This window comes from Achromobacter sp. HZ34 (assembly GCF_002209485.1).
Lineage (GTDB): Bacteria > Pseudomonadota > Gammaproteobacteria > Burkholderiales > Burkholderiaceae_B > Bordetella_C.
This window is the reverse complement of the sequence record NZ_NJIX01000010.1, coordinates 79,296-94,801: the sequence shown is the minus strand read 5'-3', so window position 1 is coordinate 94,801 and position 15,506 is coordinate 79,296. Positions and strand designations below refer to the sequence as shown.

Annotated in this window: 17 protein-coding genes; 11 read left to right on the top strand and 6 right to left on the bottom strand. The window is 65.9% G+C overall.

What is annotated here, in order from left to right; genetic code table 11:
- Positions 1 to 70 precede the first annotated feature (70 nt).
- On the bottom strand, positions 71 to 439 hold the full coding sequence (locus tag CEY05_RS29400) for a response regulator (RefSeq protein WP_088600833.1): 369 nt from the start codon (positions 437 to 439) through the stop codon (positions 71 to 73).
- A gap of 285 nt (positions 440 to 724) precedes the next feature.
- Here CEY05_RS29400 and CEY05_RS29395 point away from each other — a divergent pair, with 285 nt between their 5' ends.
- Complete coding sequence (locus CEY05_RS29395) at positions 725 to 1,264, top strand: hypothetical protein (protein ID WP_143220707.1); 540 nt, start codon at positions 725 to 727, stop codon at positions 1,262 to 1,264.
- A gap of 75 nt (positions 1,265 to 1,339) precedes the next feature.
- A complete protein-coding gene (locus CEY05_RS29390) occupies positions 1,340 to 2,971 on the top strand; it encodes a PepSY domain-containing protein (protein ID WP_088600831.1) in 1,632 nt (543 codons plus the stop codon).
- Positions 2,972 to 3,039: 68 nt separating this feature from the next.
- Here the strand turns inward: CEY05_RS29390 and CEY05_RS29385 are convergent, their stop codons facing one another.
- Both CEY05_RS29385 and CEY05_RS29380 read right to left on the bottom strand, forming a co-directional pair.
- Positions 3,040 to 3,450, bottom strand: coding sequence for a DUF1090 domain-containing protein (locus tag CEY05_RS29385; RefSeq protein WP_088600830.1), 411 nt, complete (start codon positions 3,448 to 3,450; stop codon positions 3,040 to 3,042).
- Between the two features lie 75 nt (positions 3,451 to 3,525).
- Complete coding sequence (locus CEY05_RS29380) at positions 3,526 to 4,806, bottom strand: alpha-hydroxy acid oxidase (protein ID WP_088600829.1); 1,281 nt, start codon at positions 4,804 to 4,806, stop codon at positions 3,526 to 3,528.
- Between the two features lie 146 nt (positions 4,807 to 4,952).
- Between CEY05_RS29380 and CEY05_RS29375 the strand changes: the two genes are divergently transcribed.
- Entirely contained in the window at positions 4,953 to 5,846 is an 894-nt protein-coding gene (locus tag CEY05_RS29375) for a LysR family transcriptional regulator (protein WP_088600828.1), read from the top strand.
- Between the two features lie 10 nt (positions 5,847 to 5,856).
- On the opposite strand, the gene CEY05_RS29370 is transcribed toward CEY05_RS29375, so the two are convergent.
- Entirely contained in the window at positions 5,857 to 6,189 is a 333-nt protein-coding gene (locus tag CEY05_RS29370; RefSeq protein WP_088600827.1) for a hypothetical protein, read from the bottom strand.
- Between the two features lie 244 nt (positions 6,190 to 6,433).
- Between CEY05_RS29370 and CEY05_RS29365 the strand changes: the two genes are divergently transcribed.
- The 7 genes from CEY05_RS29365 (at position 6,434) to CEY05_RS29335 (ending at position 13,049) form a co-directional block, all read left to right on the top strand.
- A complete protein-coding gene (locus CEY05_RS29365) occupies positions 6,434 to 7,312 on the top strand; it encodes an NAD(P)-dependent oxidoreductase (protein WP_088600826.1) in 879 nt (292 codons plus the stop codon).
- A gap of 131 nt (positions 7,313 to 7,443) precedes the next feature.
- Positions 7,444 to 7,857 carry an NUDIX domain-containing protein gene (locus CEY05_RS29360; RefSeq protein WP_158219457.1) on the top strand — a complete coding sequence of 138 codons (414 nt, stop codon included), beginning with the start codon at positions 7,444 to 7,446 and terminating at the stop codon, positions 7,855 to 7,857.
- A gap of 10 nt (positions 7,858 to 7,867) precedes the next feature.
- Positions 7,868 to 8,647, top strand: coding sequence for an FkbM family methyltransferase (locus tag CEY05_RS29355; RefSeq protein ID WP_088600824.1), 780 nt, complete (start codon positions 7,868 to 7,870; stop codon positions 8,645 to 8,647).
- Positions 8,648 to 9,709 (top strand): phosphotransferase enzyme family protein, encoded by a 1,062-nt coding sequence (locus CEY05_RS29350; RefSeq protein WP_088600823.1) that lies wholly within the window; start codon positions 8,648 to 8,650, stop codon positions 9,707 to 9,709.
- Positions 9,710 to 10,630: a 4Fe-4S cluster-binding domain-containing protein gene (locus CEY05_RS29345; RefSeq protein ID WP_143220705.1), complete on the top strand. Its 921-nt coding sequence runs from the start codon at positions 9,710 to 9,712 to the stop codon at positions 10,628 to 10,630.
- A complete protein-coding gene (locus CEY05_RS29340; protein WP_088600822.1) occupies positions 10,627 to 11,763 on the top strand; it encodes an asparagine synthase-related protein in 1,137 nt (378 codons plus the stop codon). The genes CEY05_RS29345 and CEY05_RS29340 overlap by 4 nt, the downstream gene beginning before the upstream one ends.
- On the top strand, positions 11,760 to 13,049 hold the full coding sequence (locus CEY05_RS29335; RefSeq protein WP_088600821.1) for a glycosyltransferase: 1,290 nt from the start codon (positions 11,760 to 11,762) through the stop codon (positions 13,047 to 13,049). The genes CEY05_RS29340 and CEY05_RS29335 overlap by 4 nt, the downstream gene beginning before the upstream one ends.
- Here the strand turns inward: CEY05_RS29335 and CEY05_RS29330 are convergent.
- Positions 13,006 to 13,737 carry a cephalosporin hydroxylase family protein gene (locus tag CEY05_RS29330; RefSeq protein ID WP_088600820.1) on the bottom strand — a complete coding sequence of 244 codons (732 nt, stop codon included), beginning with the start codon at positions 13,735 to 13,737 and terminating at the stop codon, positions 13,006 to 13,008. The two genes, CEY05_RS29335 and CEY05_RS29330, sit on opposite strands and share 44 nt — an antisense overlap.
- Here CEY05_RS29330 and CEY05_RS29325 point away from each other — a divergent pair.
- The gene (locus tag CEY05_RS29325; protein WP_088600819.1) at positions 13,736 to 14,953 is read left to right on the top strand and encodes a phosphotransferase enzyme family protein; all 1,218 of its coding nucleotides are present in this window, start codon (positions 13,736 to 13,738) and stop codon (positions 14,951 to 14,953) included. The two genes, CEY05_RS29330 and CEY05_RS29325, sit on opposite strands and share 2 nt — an antisense overlap.
- On the opposite strand, the gene CEY05_RS29320 is transcribed toward CEY05_RS29325, so the two are convergent.
- Positions 14,881 to 15,471, bottom strand: coding sequence for a polysaccharide deacetylase family protein (locus tag CEY05_RS29320; protein WP_088600818.1), 591 nt, complete (start codon positions 15,469 to 15,471; stop codon positions 14,881 to 14,883). The two genes, CEY05_RS29325 and CEY05_RS29320, sit on opposite strands and share 73 nt — an antisense overlap.
- Between the last annotated feature and the right edge of the window lie 35 nt (positions 15,472 to 15,506).

Below are 15,506 nucleotides of genomic sequence, written 5' to 3'. Positions count from 1 at the left end.
CAAAAAAATCGCCCAGGCACCGAGCCTGGGCGATGTCATCAAGCGTCTACGTCTGCAAGCCTGCGTCGCATCATCCCTGGTTACCCAGGATGTCGCCGACGACATTCACGAGATCACGCAGATCGAACGGTTTGGCCAGGAAGGCCGAATACGCGCCGCCGCAGGCGACCGACACGGCGTCTTCTGGAAGACCGCTCATGACGACGCAGGGCACTTCATTCAGATAAGCGTTATCGCGCATCGCCGTCAGCAGGGACGCGCCCCCCATGCCCGGCATCATGACGTCGGACACCACCAGGTCCGGTCTCAGCTCCACCATGCGCGACAGCGCCGCCAATCCATCGGTTTCCATATAAACGTTATGCCCTTCATTGGAGAGCGCATCCCGTACGATTCTTGCCAGGGCAGCCTCATCATCGACCACCATAATCTTTGCCATTTCTACTCCATCGCGCCGTGCGCGACCCCTATGCTGTATCTCGTGTGCCCGCCGCGTATGCGTAGCGGACTCGACCGAGGCGCGACGGTAGCAAATACCGTTCCCGAGCGCCAGGGCAATATGGATTCTCTGAGAAAAGCCGCTCTGTTCAACGTGCTGTCCAAGATAGAGCGCGATACTCCAGGATAGTTCGCGCTTTTTCGCTGCCCCTCTACATGAGGCGCGTCGCCGTTAATTAAACACGGGACAAACCCCTACAGATCCGCGCTGATTTAGAATCCTGCCATGCCGATCGGGACCCTACTTCGCCGCACAGTACGTAGCACGCACGTCTTGCCGTGCCTGCTGCTGCTTGCCGTAGTCCTGCGCGCGCTGATTCCCGTGGGCTATATGCCGGATCCTGCCGCACTGCGGCAAGGCATATTCCGCATGAGCCTGTGCAGCGCGGGTGGCGCCATGTCGCCTATGGACATGGCGGCGATGGGTCACGGCGACAGGGACATGTCCGGTATGCACGGCATGGCGCACGCGCCTGGCATGCCTGATATGCCCGGCATGCAAGATATGTCCGGCATGGACGCGGCCACGGATGCCGCTGCCGGCGACCGGTCATCGCATGCCCCCGATTCGGGCGATCATTCCGCCGGCACCGAATGTCCGTTCTGGGCGGCCGCTCACGTTGCCCTGCACCTGCCGCCAGTCGCCATCGAGCCGCTACTCGCGACGCTGCGTGACACGCCGGTCGGTTTCGCGGTGCCGGACAGCCTGCCGCCGCTCCCGCCCGCCGGACCGCCCCTGGGTTCGCGCGCGCCGCCTTCCGCCTGATCCTTCCTGACGTCGCATCGCTTCCGGCCATGACCGGAAGCGATCCTCTTTGCGTTTTCGGAACAGGTGCAAACCATGTCTCAGATTCCATCTGGCGCCGCTTCGGCGCCCGGTGGGGGAACCGCCATCCCCCGCCCCTCGACGCAGGGCGCTTTCGTCGCCCTGCTCACTCGGCTGCACTTCTATGTCGGACTGTTCGTCGGCCCATTCATACTCGTCGCGGCGGTCACCGGCACATTGTTCGTGCTGACGCCGCAGATCGAAAGCCGCATCTATGCGGACGCGCTCTACAGCGACGCCACCGGCCGCGCCCACTCACTTGCCGAGCAGATCGCCGCGGCCAGCAAAGCCATAGGCCCGGACGACACCTTGTACTCGGTGCGCCCCGCGCCCAAGCCGGGCATGACCAGCCGAGTCCTGTTCAGCGAACCGCGCCTGCAAGCCACGGCCGAACTGCGCGCCATCTTTGTCGACCCGGTCACGTTGGCGATCAAGGGCGACATGAATGTCTACGGGACCAGCAGCACGTTGCCCTTCCGTACGACGCTGGATTTCCTGCACCGCAACCTGATGCTGGGTGACCTGGGCCGTAACTACAGCGAACTGGCTGCGTCCTGGCTGTGGTTCGCGGCACTGGGCGGCATCATTCTCTGGTGGCAGGCCGCGCGCCGCGAGCGCTTGGCGGGGCGCCGCGCGACTGGCGCGCGCGCAGGCCTGCGGCGGTGGCATAGCGTCATCGGCCTGTGGATTGCCATCGGCCTGTTCTTCCTGTCCGCGACGGGATTGACGTGGTCGCGCTGGGCCGGCGGCAATATCGATGTCGCGCGCGAGAAGCTGGGGTGGGTCACGCCACCGTTGGCTACGAGCCTGGCGCCGCAGGCGATGGGCGGTATGGCTGGTATGGCTAGCATGGCTGGCATGGCTGGCATGGCTGGAGCCGATGCCGGGCACGAAGGCCATGTGGGTCAGGAGGGTCATGAGGGTCATGAGGGTCATGAGGGTCATGAGGGTCATGCGGGACACGCAGGCCATGCCATGTCGAACGCGGCCATGAGCGCCACCACGCCTTCCAGCGCAGGCACGGCCAACGGCCCATCCCCGCAAGCGGGCAACGCCAGGTCAGCAATGCCCTCAGCCGCCGACTATGCCACGCGCTTCGACGCCATCGAACGGACGGCCCGGCAAGCCGGCATCGACGCCGCCGACATCGAGATCCGGCCGCCGCGCAAGCCCGACCAGGCCTGGACCGTGCGGGAGACGGATCGCTCCTGGCCCACGCAGGTCGACGCCATCGCCATCGATGGCCGCGACCTGTCGGTGGTGGGCCGCTCCGACTTCTCCACCTTTCCCTTGATCGCCAAACTCATCCGCTGGGGCATCGACACCCACATGGGCATCCTGTTCGGCTGGGTCAATCAGCTACTGATGGCGCTGTTCGGCACCGCGCTGTCGGCCATGGTGGTGCTCGGCTACGCAATGTGGTGGCGCCGCCGGCCCGCCCCTGGCGCGCCGGTGCTGACCGTCACGCAGGCGTGGACCCGCCTGGGCAACGGCGCCCGCGTGGGCGTCGTCGCGCTTGCCGCCGCCATCGGCTGGGCCTTGCCGGCGCTGGGCGTCAGCCTGCTGGCGTTCCTGCTGGTGGACGTGCTGCGCTGGCGCCTGGCCCGGCGCGGCATGCCGCGCGCCGGCAACCCCGTACGCGTTTGAGCGCCAGGTGAGCACGCCATGATTGCCGGCGCGACAATCATGGCGGCACGAGAAGCGCCGCCGCCCGATCAGCGATACATCTCCGCCTGCGCCGCCCCCAGGTCGGCGCGGGCGTCGTCGAGCTTGCGTTGGGCCTTGGCGATGTCTTTCTTCTTGCCCTTGGCCTGCTTTTCAGCGAGTTCATCCTCGCGTTCCTTGACCTTGGCCTGGGCGTCGCGCACCTTGCCTTCGCGCTCCTGCTGCAAGCTGGCATCGGTGCATCGATCGGCCCCCGCCAGCGCCTCCTGCAGCCCCTTGACGCGGGCCTTGTTGCCGCTTTCCTGGGCGAAGCGCAGTTCGCGTTCGATGTCCTGCTTCTTGCCCGCGCAGCCGCGCAGGCGTTCCTGAGGCACTGGGTCCGCGGCCTGGGCGGGCAGCCAGGCCGCGCACGCAAGCAAGGCCACGATGGAGACAACGTTACGGATCGCGCGTTTCTGCATGATGATTCCTCTCCTCGTTGATCCCGCACATGCCGGGTGCTCCGAGCATAGCCTCCCCCTGCGCCACAGGCAATGTCAGCCCTTGCGGCCCCTGGCGTCGATATCGCCCTCCATCACCGGCCATTGCCGGAACAGCGTATCGGCCCCCAGTTCAGCGATGCTGTTCAAACCCAGCATCGCCAGGTTGCGCGACACTTCATCACGCAGCAGGCCCAGGGCGTGATCCACGCCCTCGCGGCCGCCCACCGCCGCGGCGTACATGAAGGGACGGCCCACGAACACGCAGGCCGCGCCCAGCGCCAAGGCCTTGAGCACGTCGCCACCGCGCCGCACGCCGCCGTCCATCATCACCGTCATGCGCTCGCCCACCGCGTCGACGATGCGCGGCAAGGCGCGCAACGGCGCCACCGCGCCGTCCAGCTGGCGCCCGCCGTGATTGGACACGATGATGCCATCCGCGCCGCAATCCAGGGCGTTCAAGGCATCGCCCTCGTGCAGCAGGCCCTTGATCACCAGATTGCCGCGCCACTGCTTGCGGATGGCGCGGATATGCTCCCAGTTCAGATGCTCGCGCCCGGTGGTGTCGCGCAAGGCGCTCAGCGACAGCATGGGGGCGCCGCGCGTGGCGAAGGAGTTTTCGAAATGCGGCATGCCATGGCGCAGCAAGGTGCGCGCGAAGGTGCCCAGCAGCCAGTGCGGACGGATCATGCCATCCCAGGCCAGGCGCAGGCTGGGCCGCAGGGGCATGGAGAAACCGGTGCGGACGTTGTTCTCCCGGTTCGCCCAGACAGGCAGGTCCACCGTCAGCACCAGCGTCTCGAACCCGGCCGCCGCGACGCGGGCAATCAGGCCTTCGATGCGCGAGGTGTCGCCCGGCAGATAGGCCTGGAACCAGGTACCCGGTGCCGCCTCGCGCACTTCCTCCATGCGGATCAGGGACGTGCCGCTCATGATGGCGGGCACGCCGGCGGCCTGGGCGGCCTGGGCCAGCACGATATCCCCGCGATAGGCGGAGATCGCGCTGATCCCCACCGGCGCGATACCGAAGGGCGAACGGTAAGTCTGGCCGAATAGCGCCACCTCGGTGCTGCGGGCGCTGACGTCCACCATCACCTGTGGACGAAAGCGGTAATCGTCGTATTGCAGGCGGTTGTCGCGATACGACCGGTTGGTCTCGGCCGCGCCGACGATGTAGCCGAACAGCGGCCGCGGCAGGTGGCGCCGGGCCGCGTCCTCGAAATCGTCCAGGCACAGCAGCGGGCGCAAGCGGCGCGGCAGGGAGCTGAGCGGGGCATAGGCGGCGCGGGCAGGCGCGGGAGTGGACGACGAAGAGGACATGGATGATGACTCTGACATGGATGATGTTGGCAGCAGCGCAAACCCAGGCGCCGGGAGCAGGCAGGCAGGCAGGCAAGCGTACCGCCAACCCATTAGACGAAAAAAGTGAATAATTTAAAATATTCTGGTTCGCTTTTTTCGAACAAGATATCTTCCCGCCGCCGATGACACTCAAACAACTGGAAGCCTTCTACTGGGCCGCCACCTGCGCCAGCTTCGCGATTGCCGCCGAGCGCCTGCATTTGTCCGTTTCGTCCCTGTCCAAGCGCATCAGCGAACTGGAAGGTGGACTTGGGCTGCCCTTATTCGATCGACGTTCCCAGCGGGCGCGCCTGACGCCGGCGGGAGAAAAGCTGCTGCCACGTGCGCAATCCTTGCTGCAGCATGCCCAGACCTTGCGCGCGGACATGGCGCAACCGGCCGAGATCGAAGGTGTGTGCCGCTTCGGGGTGGGCGAGCTGACGGCCCTTACCTGGCTGCCCAAGCTGGTAGCGGCCACGCGCAAGCGCTATCCCCAACTGCGCCTGGAACCCTACGTTGATGTGGGCGGAGAGCTGCGACGACGCGTGCAGAACGGATCCCTGGACTTCGCCGTCATCGCCGGCAACCCGACATCCCCGGCTATCCGGGCCTTGGGCGCGGCGCGTTATACCTGGTGCGCGGCACCGGCACTGGTGGGAGACTCGTCGCGCATCCCTCCCGACCTGTTGCACCGCCATCCACTGATCACCCTGCCGCGCGAGGCTGGCACCACCCGCATCCTGGACGATTGGCTGACCGCCAGCGGCATTGCCACGGCTCAGCACTTGACCTGCAACAGCTGGGGCGCGGTGGCGGGCCTGCTGCTGGAAGGCTTGGGCGTAGGCTTTCTGCCGGTAAGTTGGGCCACGGCCCTGGCGCAGCGCGGCACACTGCGCATCTTGCGTGCGCGCCCTGCATTGGCAGCGCTGCCTTACGCCTTCAGCCACCGCGATGACGACACGCGGCCCCTGGTCGATGCCATGTATGGATTGGCACGGCGGACCGTCGACTTCGGCATGGCGGTGCGCCTGCTCTGAAAACGCGCGGTCAGATTTTCGGGTGGAGGGCGGTGGGGATGATGATTTCCCTGGGTACTGAATTGCTTCCCGCGTCGCCGACCTGGATATCCTTCGCGATAGTGGCGACCGTCTTCGGAACGACCAGCACCTGGGAAACCGTGTCGAGCAACCCAGACATGAGATCGGGAATATCCGCGCCGTAGAGGGTCTTGCCATCGCCGGCGATATCGGCCCGGTCGATCATCGCGTGGGCCGTACTATCCAGCCCCCCAAATCCGCGCGCCCGGGCGTCCACCGTCGGGGTATCCATAAAATTGCGGGTTGCTGCGTAATCGTGGACAGCGCTGTTGATGGTAGTCATGGGGACTATCTCCAAGGAAATGACACTCGTGGATGCACTATGGCCGTAGCATGTGGCGATGCACAGGCGAATGTCGGCTATGAGCGCGACGTACCGGCATAAGCCTATCTAGGTTGCCATGGCCTGTTCCTCGGTTCCATTACCACTGCGCCACCTGGGCCATGCAGTCGTCAGGTCGAGGCGCTTACACTCGCCAGGCAACCGTACGCGGCCTTTCGTTATCCAGCGGTCAGGGAGTTTTTTCATGAATATCGCCTTTCTTGGCCTCGGCACCATGGGTTTGCCGATGGCCGCAAATCTGATCAAAGCCGGTCATGCGCTGCGGGCGTGGAACCGCTCGTCGGCCCCGGTCGAGAAAATCGCTGCCCTGGGCGGCAGCGCTGCCGCCGATCCGCGCGCGGCCGCGGCCGGCGCCGACGTGCTCATTTCCATCCTGGCCGATGATGTGGCCACCCGCGCCGTCCTGCTCGATGGCGGAGCGCTGGCGGCGCTCAAGCCTGGCGCCATCCACGTGAACATGGGCACCGTGTCGGTGGCCCTGGCCGCCGAGCTGGCTGAACTGCACCGTGCGCAAGGCGTCGAGTATGTGGCCGCGCCGGTATTGGGGCGCGTCAACGTCGCCGAAGCCGGCAAGCTGAATATCCTGGCGGCGGGCGACCCCAAGGTCCTGGAAACCGTGCAGCCGCTATTCGATGTCCTGGGCCAGAAAACCTGGTTTTTCGGCGCCCGGCCGGAACAGGCCAACGCCGTCAAGCTGGCAGTGAATTTCATGATCGCCAGCGCCATCGGCACCATGGGCGAGGCGACCGCACTGGCGCAAGGCCACGGCGTCGACAAGGCCGGCTTTCTGGAGATGGTCACCTCGACGGTCTTCGCCGCCCCTGTCTACCAGGGTTATGGCGGCAGCATCGCCCAGGACAAATTCGAGCCGGCCGGCTTCAAGCTGGCCTTGGGGCTGAAGGATGTAAGGCTGGCGCTGGAGGCCGGCGAAAAAGCCAGGGTCCCCATGCCGCTGGCCAGCGTCCTGCGCGACACCCACATCGAAAGCCTGGCCCATGACGAAGGCCACCTGGACTGGGCCGCCCTGGCCCGCAGCGCCGCGCGCCGGGCCGGCCAGGCGTGAGTCACACCGGTTTCATTTGAACGCGCACGCGATTCCGGCGACACTAGGGCGGCATTGCCGGCCGCCGACGACATCGACGGCCTGCGTTTCCGTGGCCTGCAACCCAGGCCACGTTTCCAGGATCCCCCGCCTTGATCACCAGCATCAGCATTCTCGTTCGCGACCGCACCGGCCGCCCTCTCCTGCAAATGCGCGACAGCGGCGCCACCCTTGGCCCCCTGTGCTGGAGCTTCTGGGGCGGCGCGGTGGAATCCGAGGACGCGGACCACGCGCACACGGCCGCCCGGGAGCTGGAAGAAGAACTGGCGATCGTCGCCGGGCCCGCCGACTTCATCGAGCTGGCCCGCCGAACAGGCAGCGACGGCCAGGAAGCCGCCTTGATGCTGCTGCCTCGCCCCGTCGATTGGGGCGACTTCCGCGTTTTGGAAGGCGCGGGCGCCGGCTTCTTCCACCTGTACGAAATACGGCAGCTGCCCGTCACCAAGTCACTGGCCTGGTATCTCGCCAATCGCCCCGACGTATTCCTGCCGTCACAAAGCCACTGACACGCTCACCATGCAGGACGCCCCGCCTCCCCTGGACCTGTCGCATCTGGCGCAGAGTCTCCACGCGCAGGGCACCGAGGAAAGCATCCTCGCGCGGCTGATGGATCGCATTGCTCCAAGCAATCGCCATTGCGTCGACATCGGCGCCAGCGACGGCCTGCGCAACAGCAATACGGCCTTGCTGCTGCGTGAAAGGGGCTGGCAAGGCCTGCTCGTGGAAGGTAGCGCCTATCGCTATGAAAAATTACAGGCGCATTACGGTGCGGCCGGCTTAGGTGCGGCCGGCGCAGGCGCGGCCGGCAACGTGCAACTGTGCCATAAGCAGGTCCAGCCCGATCAGATCGATGACCTGCTGGCCGACGCCGGTGTCCCCACGGACTTCGACCTGCTTTCCATCGACATCGACGGCAACGACTACTGGGTCTGGCGCGGACTGACGGCGTTCCAGCCCCGCATCGTCGTCATCGAATACAACCCCTACTACGCGCCGCCCGAACGCTGGGTCATGTGCTTCAACCCCGATCATGCCTGGGACGGCTCGACCTACTACGGCGCCAGCCTGGCGTCGCTGCATCACCTTGGCAAGGCCAAGGGCTATGAACTGGTGTGCTGCGACGACATGGGCAATAACGCATTCTTCGTCAGGCAGGATCTGTATCCGCTGCTGGGGATCGCCGACAACAGCCCGGCGCTGCTGTTCCGCCCCGCCATGTACAAGCTGCGCTACGTCGGGCAGAACACCTTCCTGACCGGCCATCCCTATCGCTACGGCCCTTACGAGGCCATTTGAATGGATATCGCCAACGATCTGCTCGACGCGATCCATGCTGCGTATGGACCCAAGTCGGTGGCGGCCGCACGGAACAAGGATGCCGCCGCAGGGCAAGCACTGAAAGGGGAGGCACTGAAAGAGGTCGCTGCGAACCCCGGCCGCATCAGCGAACGCGTGTGGCGCCTCTCGACCGCGACGGGCGACGTGGCTGTCAAGGTTTACGCGGAAGACCAATTCGCCAGGGCCGAAAAGGAAGCCGCACTGGTCGCGCACCTGAACCTCGAAGCCGATCCCCGCTTCCGCGTCCAGAAACTGCTACGCACCGCCGCGGGTGCGCCGCTGTGGATCGTCCCCCGTGCCCGCGCCATGGTCACCGCATGGGCGCCCGGCGCGATCAGGACCTACGACACCTACACGCCGACCGAATGGGCCGCGCTGGGCGCCAGCCTGGCGTCGCTGCATCTACGCCTGGAGCGATACCCCGCGGCGCTGCCGGACACGCTGCGCGCGCGCCTGGCGGCACTGGACATCGACACGATCAGGCTTGAACTTGCATCCGCACCCGGCCTTGCCCCCGCGGATTCGGACAAACGAGGCCTGCAAGGCTACGTGGACACCTGCCTGGCGCTGATCGACCAGCACTACCCAGGCAGCCTGGCGGCCTTCCCCACGGATGACCCGCAGCATCCCATCCACAATGACTACAATCAATTCAACTATTTATTCGGCGCGGCGCTGCCACCGCTCATCCTGGATTGGGAAGCGTCCATAGGCGCGCCGCGCGAATATGAAGTCGTGCGCTGCCTCAATCATCTCCCTTTGGAAGACGCCGCCTCGGCCGCGGAATTCGTGCGCGCCTACCTGCGCGTGCGGCCGCTGCGGGTCGAGCTGATGCCCTGGGCCGTCGATGCCGCCTGCCTGCAACATGCGCTCAAGCGCTGGATGCTGCAAGGCTGGCTGGCGGATCCGCGGCGTTTCACCACCCACCTGCAAGGCGCCATGCGCATGGTCTCGACGATGGCCGGTGCGCGTGCGCAACTGATCGATTTCTTTACCCGCTGTGTAAAGGAAGGAAAATAAATGCCGCCGCCCGCCCAGCGTAAGCACGTGTTCCCGCCGCCGATGGATCGCAACTACCCTGTCCATGCCGGGCGTATCCAGACACGGTCACTGGAAGCGCACATCGTCGACCACTGCAACCTGACCTGCGCGGAGTGCTGTTCGCTGTCGCCATTACTGCCGGCCTGGTTCGCCAGCCCGGACGCCATCGCCACGGACCTGCGCATGGCGGCCAAGATCCTGCAGCCGGGGATTTTCAAGCTGGTCGGCGGCGAACCCCTGCTGCACCCGCAACTGGTGGACCTTATCCACGCCGTGCGGGAAACGGGGATTGCCCCCGTCATCTCCGTCACCACCAATGGCCTGAAGCTGGGCGAAATGTCCGATGCCTTCTGGCAACGCATCGACGCCCTGACCATCTCCCGCTACCCGCGTCCACGCCTGTCCCCCGACCTCATCGCTCACATCGAAGCGCAGGCGGCGGCCCATGCGGTGCGCCTGAACTGGAAGACGCAGAACGACTTCACCAGCATGACACGCCAGTCCGCCGGCACCGATTACGCGGAAGCGCAGCGCATCTATCACGACTGCTGGATACGCGAACGCTGCCACATGGTCCGCGACGGCATGTTCTACACCTGTACCCGGCCGGCGCACTTCAATACGCTGTACCAAGGCCGGCAAGACTTCCAATCGGACGGGCTGCGCCTGCGCGACGACGCCGCCATGCTGGACGATATGCTGGCCTATCTCTATCGCGAAAAACCGCTGAAGGCCTGCCTGGAGTGCCACGGCGGCAGCGCCCCGCAGGCGCCGCATCGCATCATGAAGCGCATGGAAGTCGACGCGCTGAAAGCCCACTACAAGGAACAGGGCGACAAAGAAGAAGAGAAACAGCGCACGCCGCAACCCGCGCTGGCGGACGAGGCCGGCAACCCATGATCGTCGCCACGCGAGATGAATTCGGCTTCCGGCGCATCGTGTACGCCGAGCGGGGCGAGGCCACATCGAACGGCATCGCCAGCCTGCTGCGGAAAGCGCGCCTGCCCGCCAGTGTGCCGGACATCGCCGCTATCCAGGGATATCTCGGCGGCGACCGGCTGGCAGGCCACACGGTACTGCGCGATGTCCTGGCGGTTCCTCCCGGCCACTCCCTGATCCGCTCACCGCAAGGCTGGGCGCTACGGGCCGCGCCCGGAGCAGCCGAGCGCGGCAATCTGAGAGAGGCCCTGCGTGCCTCTCTGCAAAGTGCGCTGGACAGCGGCAAGCGGGTGGCCCTGGCCCTGAGCGGCGGCCTGGACTCCGCGCTATTGCTCGCCCTGCTGCGCGAGATGGGCGTCCAGCGCAGCATTCCGTCCTACATCCTGGTGACCGACCTGCCCGATTACTGCGAACGGGACACCGCGCTCGACATCGCCGACCGGCTGGGCGCCCGCGTGAAACTGGTCCGCGTGACAGCCCAGGACTTCGTCGCGGCGCTGCCCGCTGCCACGCGCTGCGTGGAAGAGCCCATGTTCAATATGCACCCGGTCGCCAAGCTGCTGCTGGCCCGGGCCATGGCCGCCGATGGCATCGCGGTCGCCATCACCGGCGACGGCGCGGACCAGGTCATGCGGCGCGATCGATCGGCCAATTACCTGCCCTTATGCAACGCCATGTTTGCCGACGCGGCGGTGACCCTGCACGCGCCCTTCCTGGATGCGGCAGTCGTCCGCCACCTGACCAGCTTGCCACGCGATCCGGACAAGCAGTGCCTGCGCGAGTTGGGCGAGCAACTGGCCCTGCCGGAGCGCCTGGTGCGCGGCCCCAAGCAGGGGCGGCTGGCCCCTGCCATGGATTTACGTCCCCTCGTCGACGATGCGCGCATCCGTGACTTGTCCACAACCTTGGGCATCGCCCAGCCGGCTTTGCACGTCGACACGGAACGCGTGCTGTGGACAACCTTGGTATTGCTCCTGGATTCGCTGCAGGCCGAGGCTATGTCTCACACGTCCGCCAGCGCCGCCGCCACCGTTTCCTCCTCCTCAGCCATCGAGTCGGCAAGCAGCTGGCACCCGCGGAACCCGCCGTCATGAAACGCATCCTTTTCTGCGTGGTCCCCGAAAAAGGCCATCTCAATCCCTGCATCGGTCCCGCGCAACATCTGCGCGCCCAAGGCTGCGAAGTCGCGTTCTACGCCCCCGCGGACATCAGCGAGCAGCTGGACGCTGCCGGCGGCTTCGAACTGCTGGGCCCTCGCACCAAGCTGGAGCGGCACGATATCTCCCGCGGCGCGAGCTTTGCCGCCAACATCCAGGACGCGGACTGGCTGCGTCACTGGATCCGCGTCCTGCTCGTGGAACAGGCACCGGCGCTGGTGGATGGCATCCGCGGCATCCTGCGGCAATGGCAGCCGGACGTGGTGGTCATCGATCCCCTGCTCTACGCATCGGCCATCGCCGCGCACCTTGAGGGGCTGCCCTGGGTGGCGCTGTCCAATTCCCTCAATCCGGTCTTGCCGGCGGGCCTGGACTCCGAACTGCTGCAAACCGTGCGCTGGCTCGCCCCGGATCGCGAGCAACTGTTCGCGCGCCATGGCTTGCAGGTGCGCTTCAACGGCTGCGACGTGCTTTCGCCTTATCTGACCCTGGCGCTGACCACCGAAGCCTTGGTCGGCGCACCGCCGGCGGGGGTGCGGCTGGTGGGCCCCGCCTTGCCTGCAGGCGCGCGCGGCGACGAGCAATCCTTTCCGTGGGAGCGCCTGGATGCGCGGCGCCCGCTGGTCTATATGTCCTTGGGCAGCCAGCTCTATTACCAGCCTGAAGTCTTCGGCAAGGTCATTGAAGCCTTGCGGGGCAAGCCGGTGCAGGTGGTCCTGTCCGTGGGTGAACTGGTGGACACCGACCTGCTGCCCCTGCCGCCGGAAGACCACGCCCAGGTGATCGCGGTGCGATATACCCCGCAGCTGGCCTTATTGTGTCGCACGGCCGTCTTCATCAACCACGGTGGGGCGAATTCGGTGATGGAGGCGCTGGCCTGCGGGGTGCCCATGCTGCTGTCGCCCTTCTGCAATGACCAGTTCCATTCGGCGTGGTTCGTCCAGCGTGCGGGGGCCGGCATCGAACTCGATCTGCGCACCGCGTCGGTGGGACAGATCGCCGCTGCGCTCGATATGCTGCTGGAGCCTGGGCCTGGGCCTGGGCCTGGACCGGCAAGCAGGCACGCCGAACCGGCGCCCATCCGCGGAAACGCTGCAACGGGCTCGATACGCGAGAACGCCGCCCGCATTGCCGCCAGTTATCGGCAGCAGGATGGATCGGCCCAGGCCGCGCGGTTGATCAGCGAACTCGCTTCAGGAAACCGCCGGGAGACAGCGTCATGATCACACGGTCCTCGATCTCGCTGTCGACCTCGAAACGATCGTCGTCCGCCAGGAAGGCCCGCACGGCCGTGGCGGGATTGTTGCCCCGGCCATAGGGCTTGCCATGGAACATTTCCTCGGGCAGGTACTCCATGACGGTGTCCATGACCACGATATAGCTGCCGGGCGTCACGAGCTCCGCATAGCAGGCCAGTTCGCGCAGGACGTGATCGTGGGTGTGCGTCAGGTCCAGGATGACCAGCACCGGGCCATCGTCCGCGATGCGCGCGCGTATCGCGGCCAAGGTGGCGTCGGCGCAGGATTCGCCTTCCAGCAATTGCATGCGATGCGCCAGGTGGTGGGATTGCAGGCGCTCCCGCACGTCAGGACGCAGCCGCGGTTCGACCGCGATGACCTGGCCTGCGTGACCGACGGACTCACCGTCCAGGCGTGGGCCATCGCGGCCGTTGGTAGTCAATTCCAGCATGGACGCGGAGAAGACAACGCCGCCACCGGCCGCGATGCCGGTTTGTACGATGGAGGTCGGACGGATGCGCCACACCAGTTCCTGGATGGCGAGCATGTCGCCCGGCAGATGAAAGAACCGTTCGCCCAGCCAACGCGTATTGAACAGATGATTGAATTCGGCCGCGCGCGTCAGCCACTCGACATTGATGTCCCGCATGCGGGCCGAGATGCTTTCAGACATGATCCATGTAGCTGATAGAGGAAGCGTAGAAGCGCCGGATACGCCGGATACGCTACAGGCGCTCGTGCACGCGAACTGGGGGCTGCGGGTACTGCATCTGCAGCCGCTGCCGTCCGGGCATACTAACAAAAGCTATCTGGTCGAGGTGGAGAGTGAGGAGGCCGGGCGGGATGCCGACTGCGACGTCGGCATGAGCCATGTTCCTCTGATACTACGGGTCTCCTGGCCTGGAAAGGCCGTGCAACAGGTCGATCGCGAAGAAGCCCTGCTGGCCGCCCTTGGGACGTCCGGCTTCCTGCCCTCGGTGCCCCGGGCGTTGCAGACACTGGGTGGCCGCTCGTATGTCCAGGCTGGAACATCCTGGTTGCATTTGTTCGCCTGCATCCCTGGCCGCGCGGGATTTCCGCAGCAGGCTTCGCAGGGCGCGGAAAGCCACGCCATCGCCGCGGCAGCCATGCGTACGCTGGCCCATCTGCATGACGCCATGAGCGAGATACCTGCCGACGCAGCGCTGCACGGCATGGCTACCGCCGCAGCCATACATGCCGATGCTGCCGATACCGCTCCCCACCCAGCAACTTGGTTGCTACAGCGTCACGCGCGTGTTTCGGCAAGGGCGATGCCGGTCTTGCCAGATGGATTGGCCCCGCACTATGCCGAGATCGTTTCCCGCGCCGGCGCGTACCTGGCCGAGGCGGCCGTGAGCCTCCCCGGTCCCACCGGTTGGGTACACGGCGACTATCACGCCGGCAATCTGCTGTTCGCCGAAGCAGATCGCTCAGACGTCAGCGTCACAGGCATCCTGGACTTCGATGACGTCGGCATCGGTGCGCCATGGCTGGAAGCGGCGTTCGCGCTTTTCGCATTGGCCCGCGATGCGACGGTCGAGCATAGGTTCGCCTATGACGCGGACATGTGGGAGCAGGGTCTGGATGCCTACGCCCGGCAGCGGACGATGCCCACCGCCGAAGCCGAGGTCGGCGGGGTCGGGGTCGGGACCGACACCATGATCGATTACCTCCGTACGAACCGGAACGCGCTCATGAACCTCTTCTGCATCGACCAGGTCCTGATCCACCTGGAAGCCGCCCAGCGCGGGCTCTGGTCCCTGGGCCCAGGCATCGGCTTCCTGGGATGCTGGCATCAATTGTTGAGCGAAGCGTCCCCCAGCAGCATCCTCACTGCCTCCACCGTCGCCGGCCGCGCTTCGCCATGACGCGAGCTGTCGTGCATACAGACCAGCACCCGCTCCTCCAGCAACTGCTGCTGCACCAGATGCGCACGCAGGGTATCGAGCAAAGCGTGCGCGGAAGGCGCGGGTCTTTGCCAGTCGTCCATGATCAAGGTCCACCCCGTATGCAGCCGGCCCAGGCGCTCCAGTACGTGCACCCGTGGATCATCCGCCACCAGGCCATACGGCAGCCGTAGCGGAATCACAGCGGGCGCCGCGACACCCGCCTCGTGGTAGGCCTGGCGAATCAAGGCGTCGGTCTTCTTGATCCCGTCGATCAAGGCGGCTTCCGGCAAGTCGCCGGCCCGTGCATGCGTATACGTGTGGTTGCCCAGCACGTGCCCTTCCTGGGCCATCCTCACCGCCGTCAGCGGGTCACGTTCCAGATTGGCACCCAGCAGGAAAAACAGCGCCTGGCACGACCCCGCCCGCAACACATCCAGCAGCGCCGGCGTCGAAGGCCCGGGCCCGTCGTCAAAGCTCAAGTAGATCGATGCGTCCATGCCCGCCCGCTTTGGATTGCGCCGGCAGGCCGCGA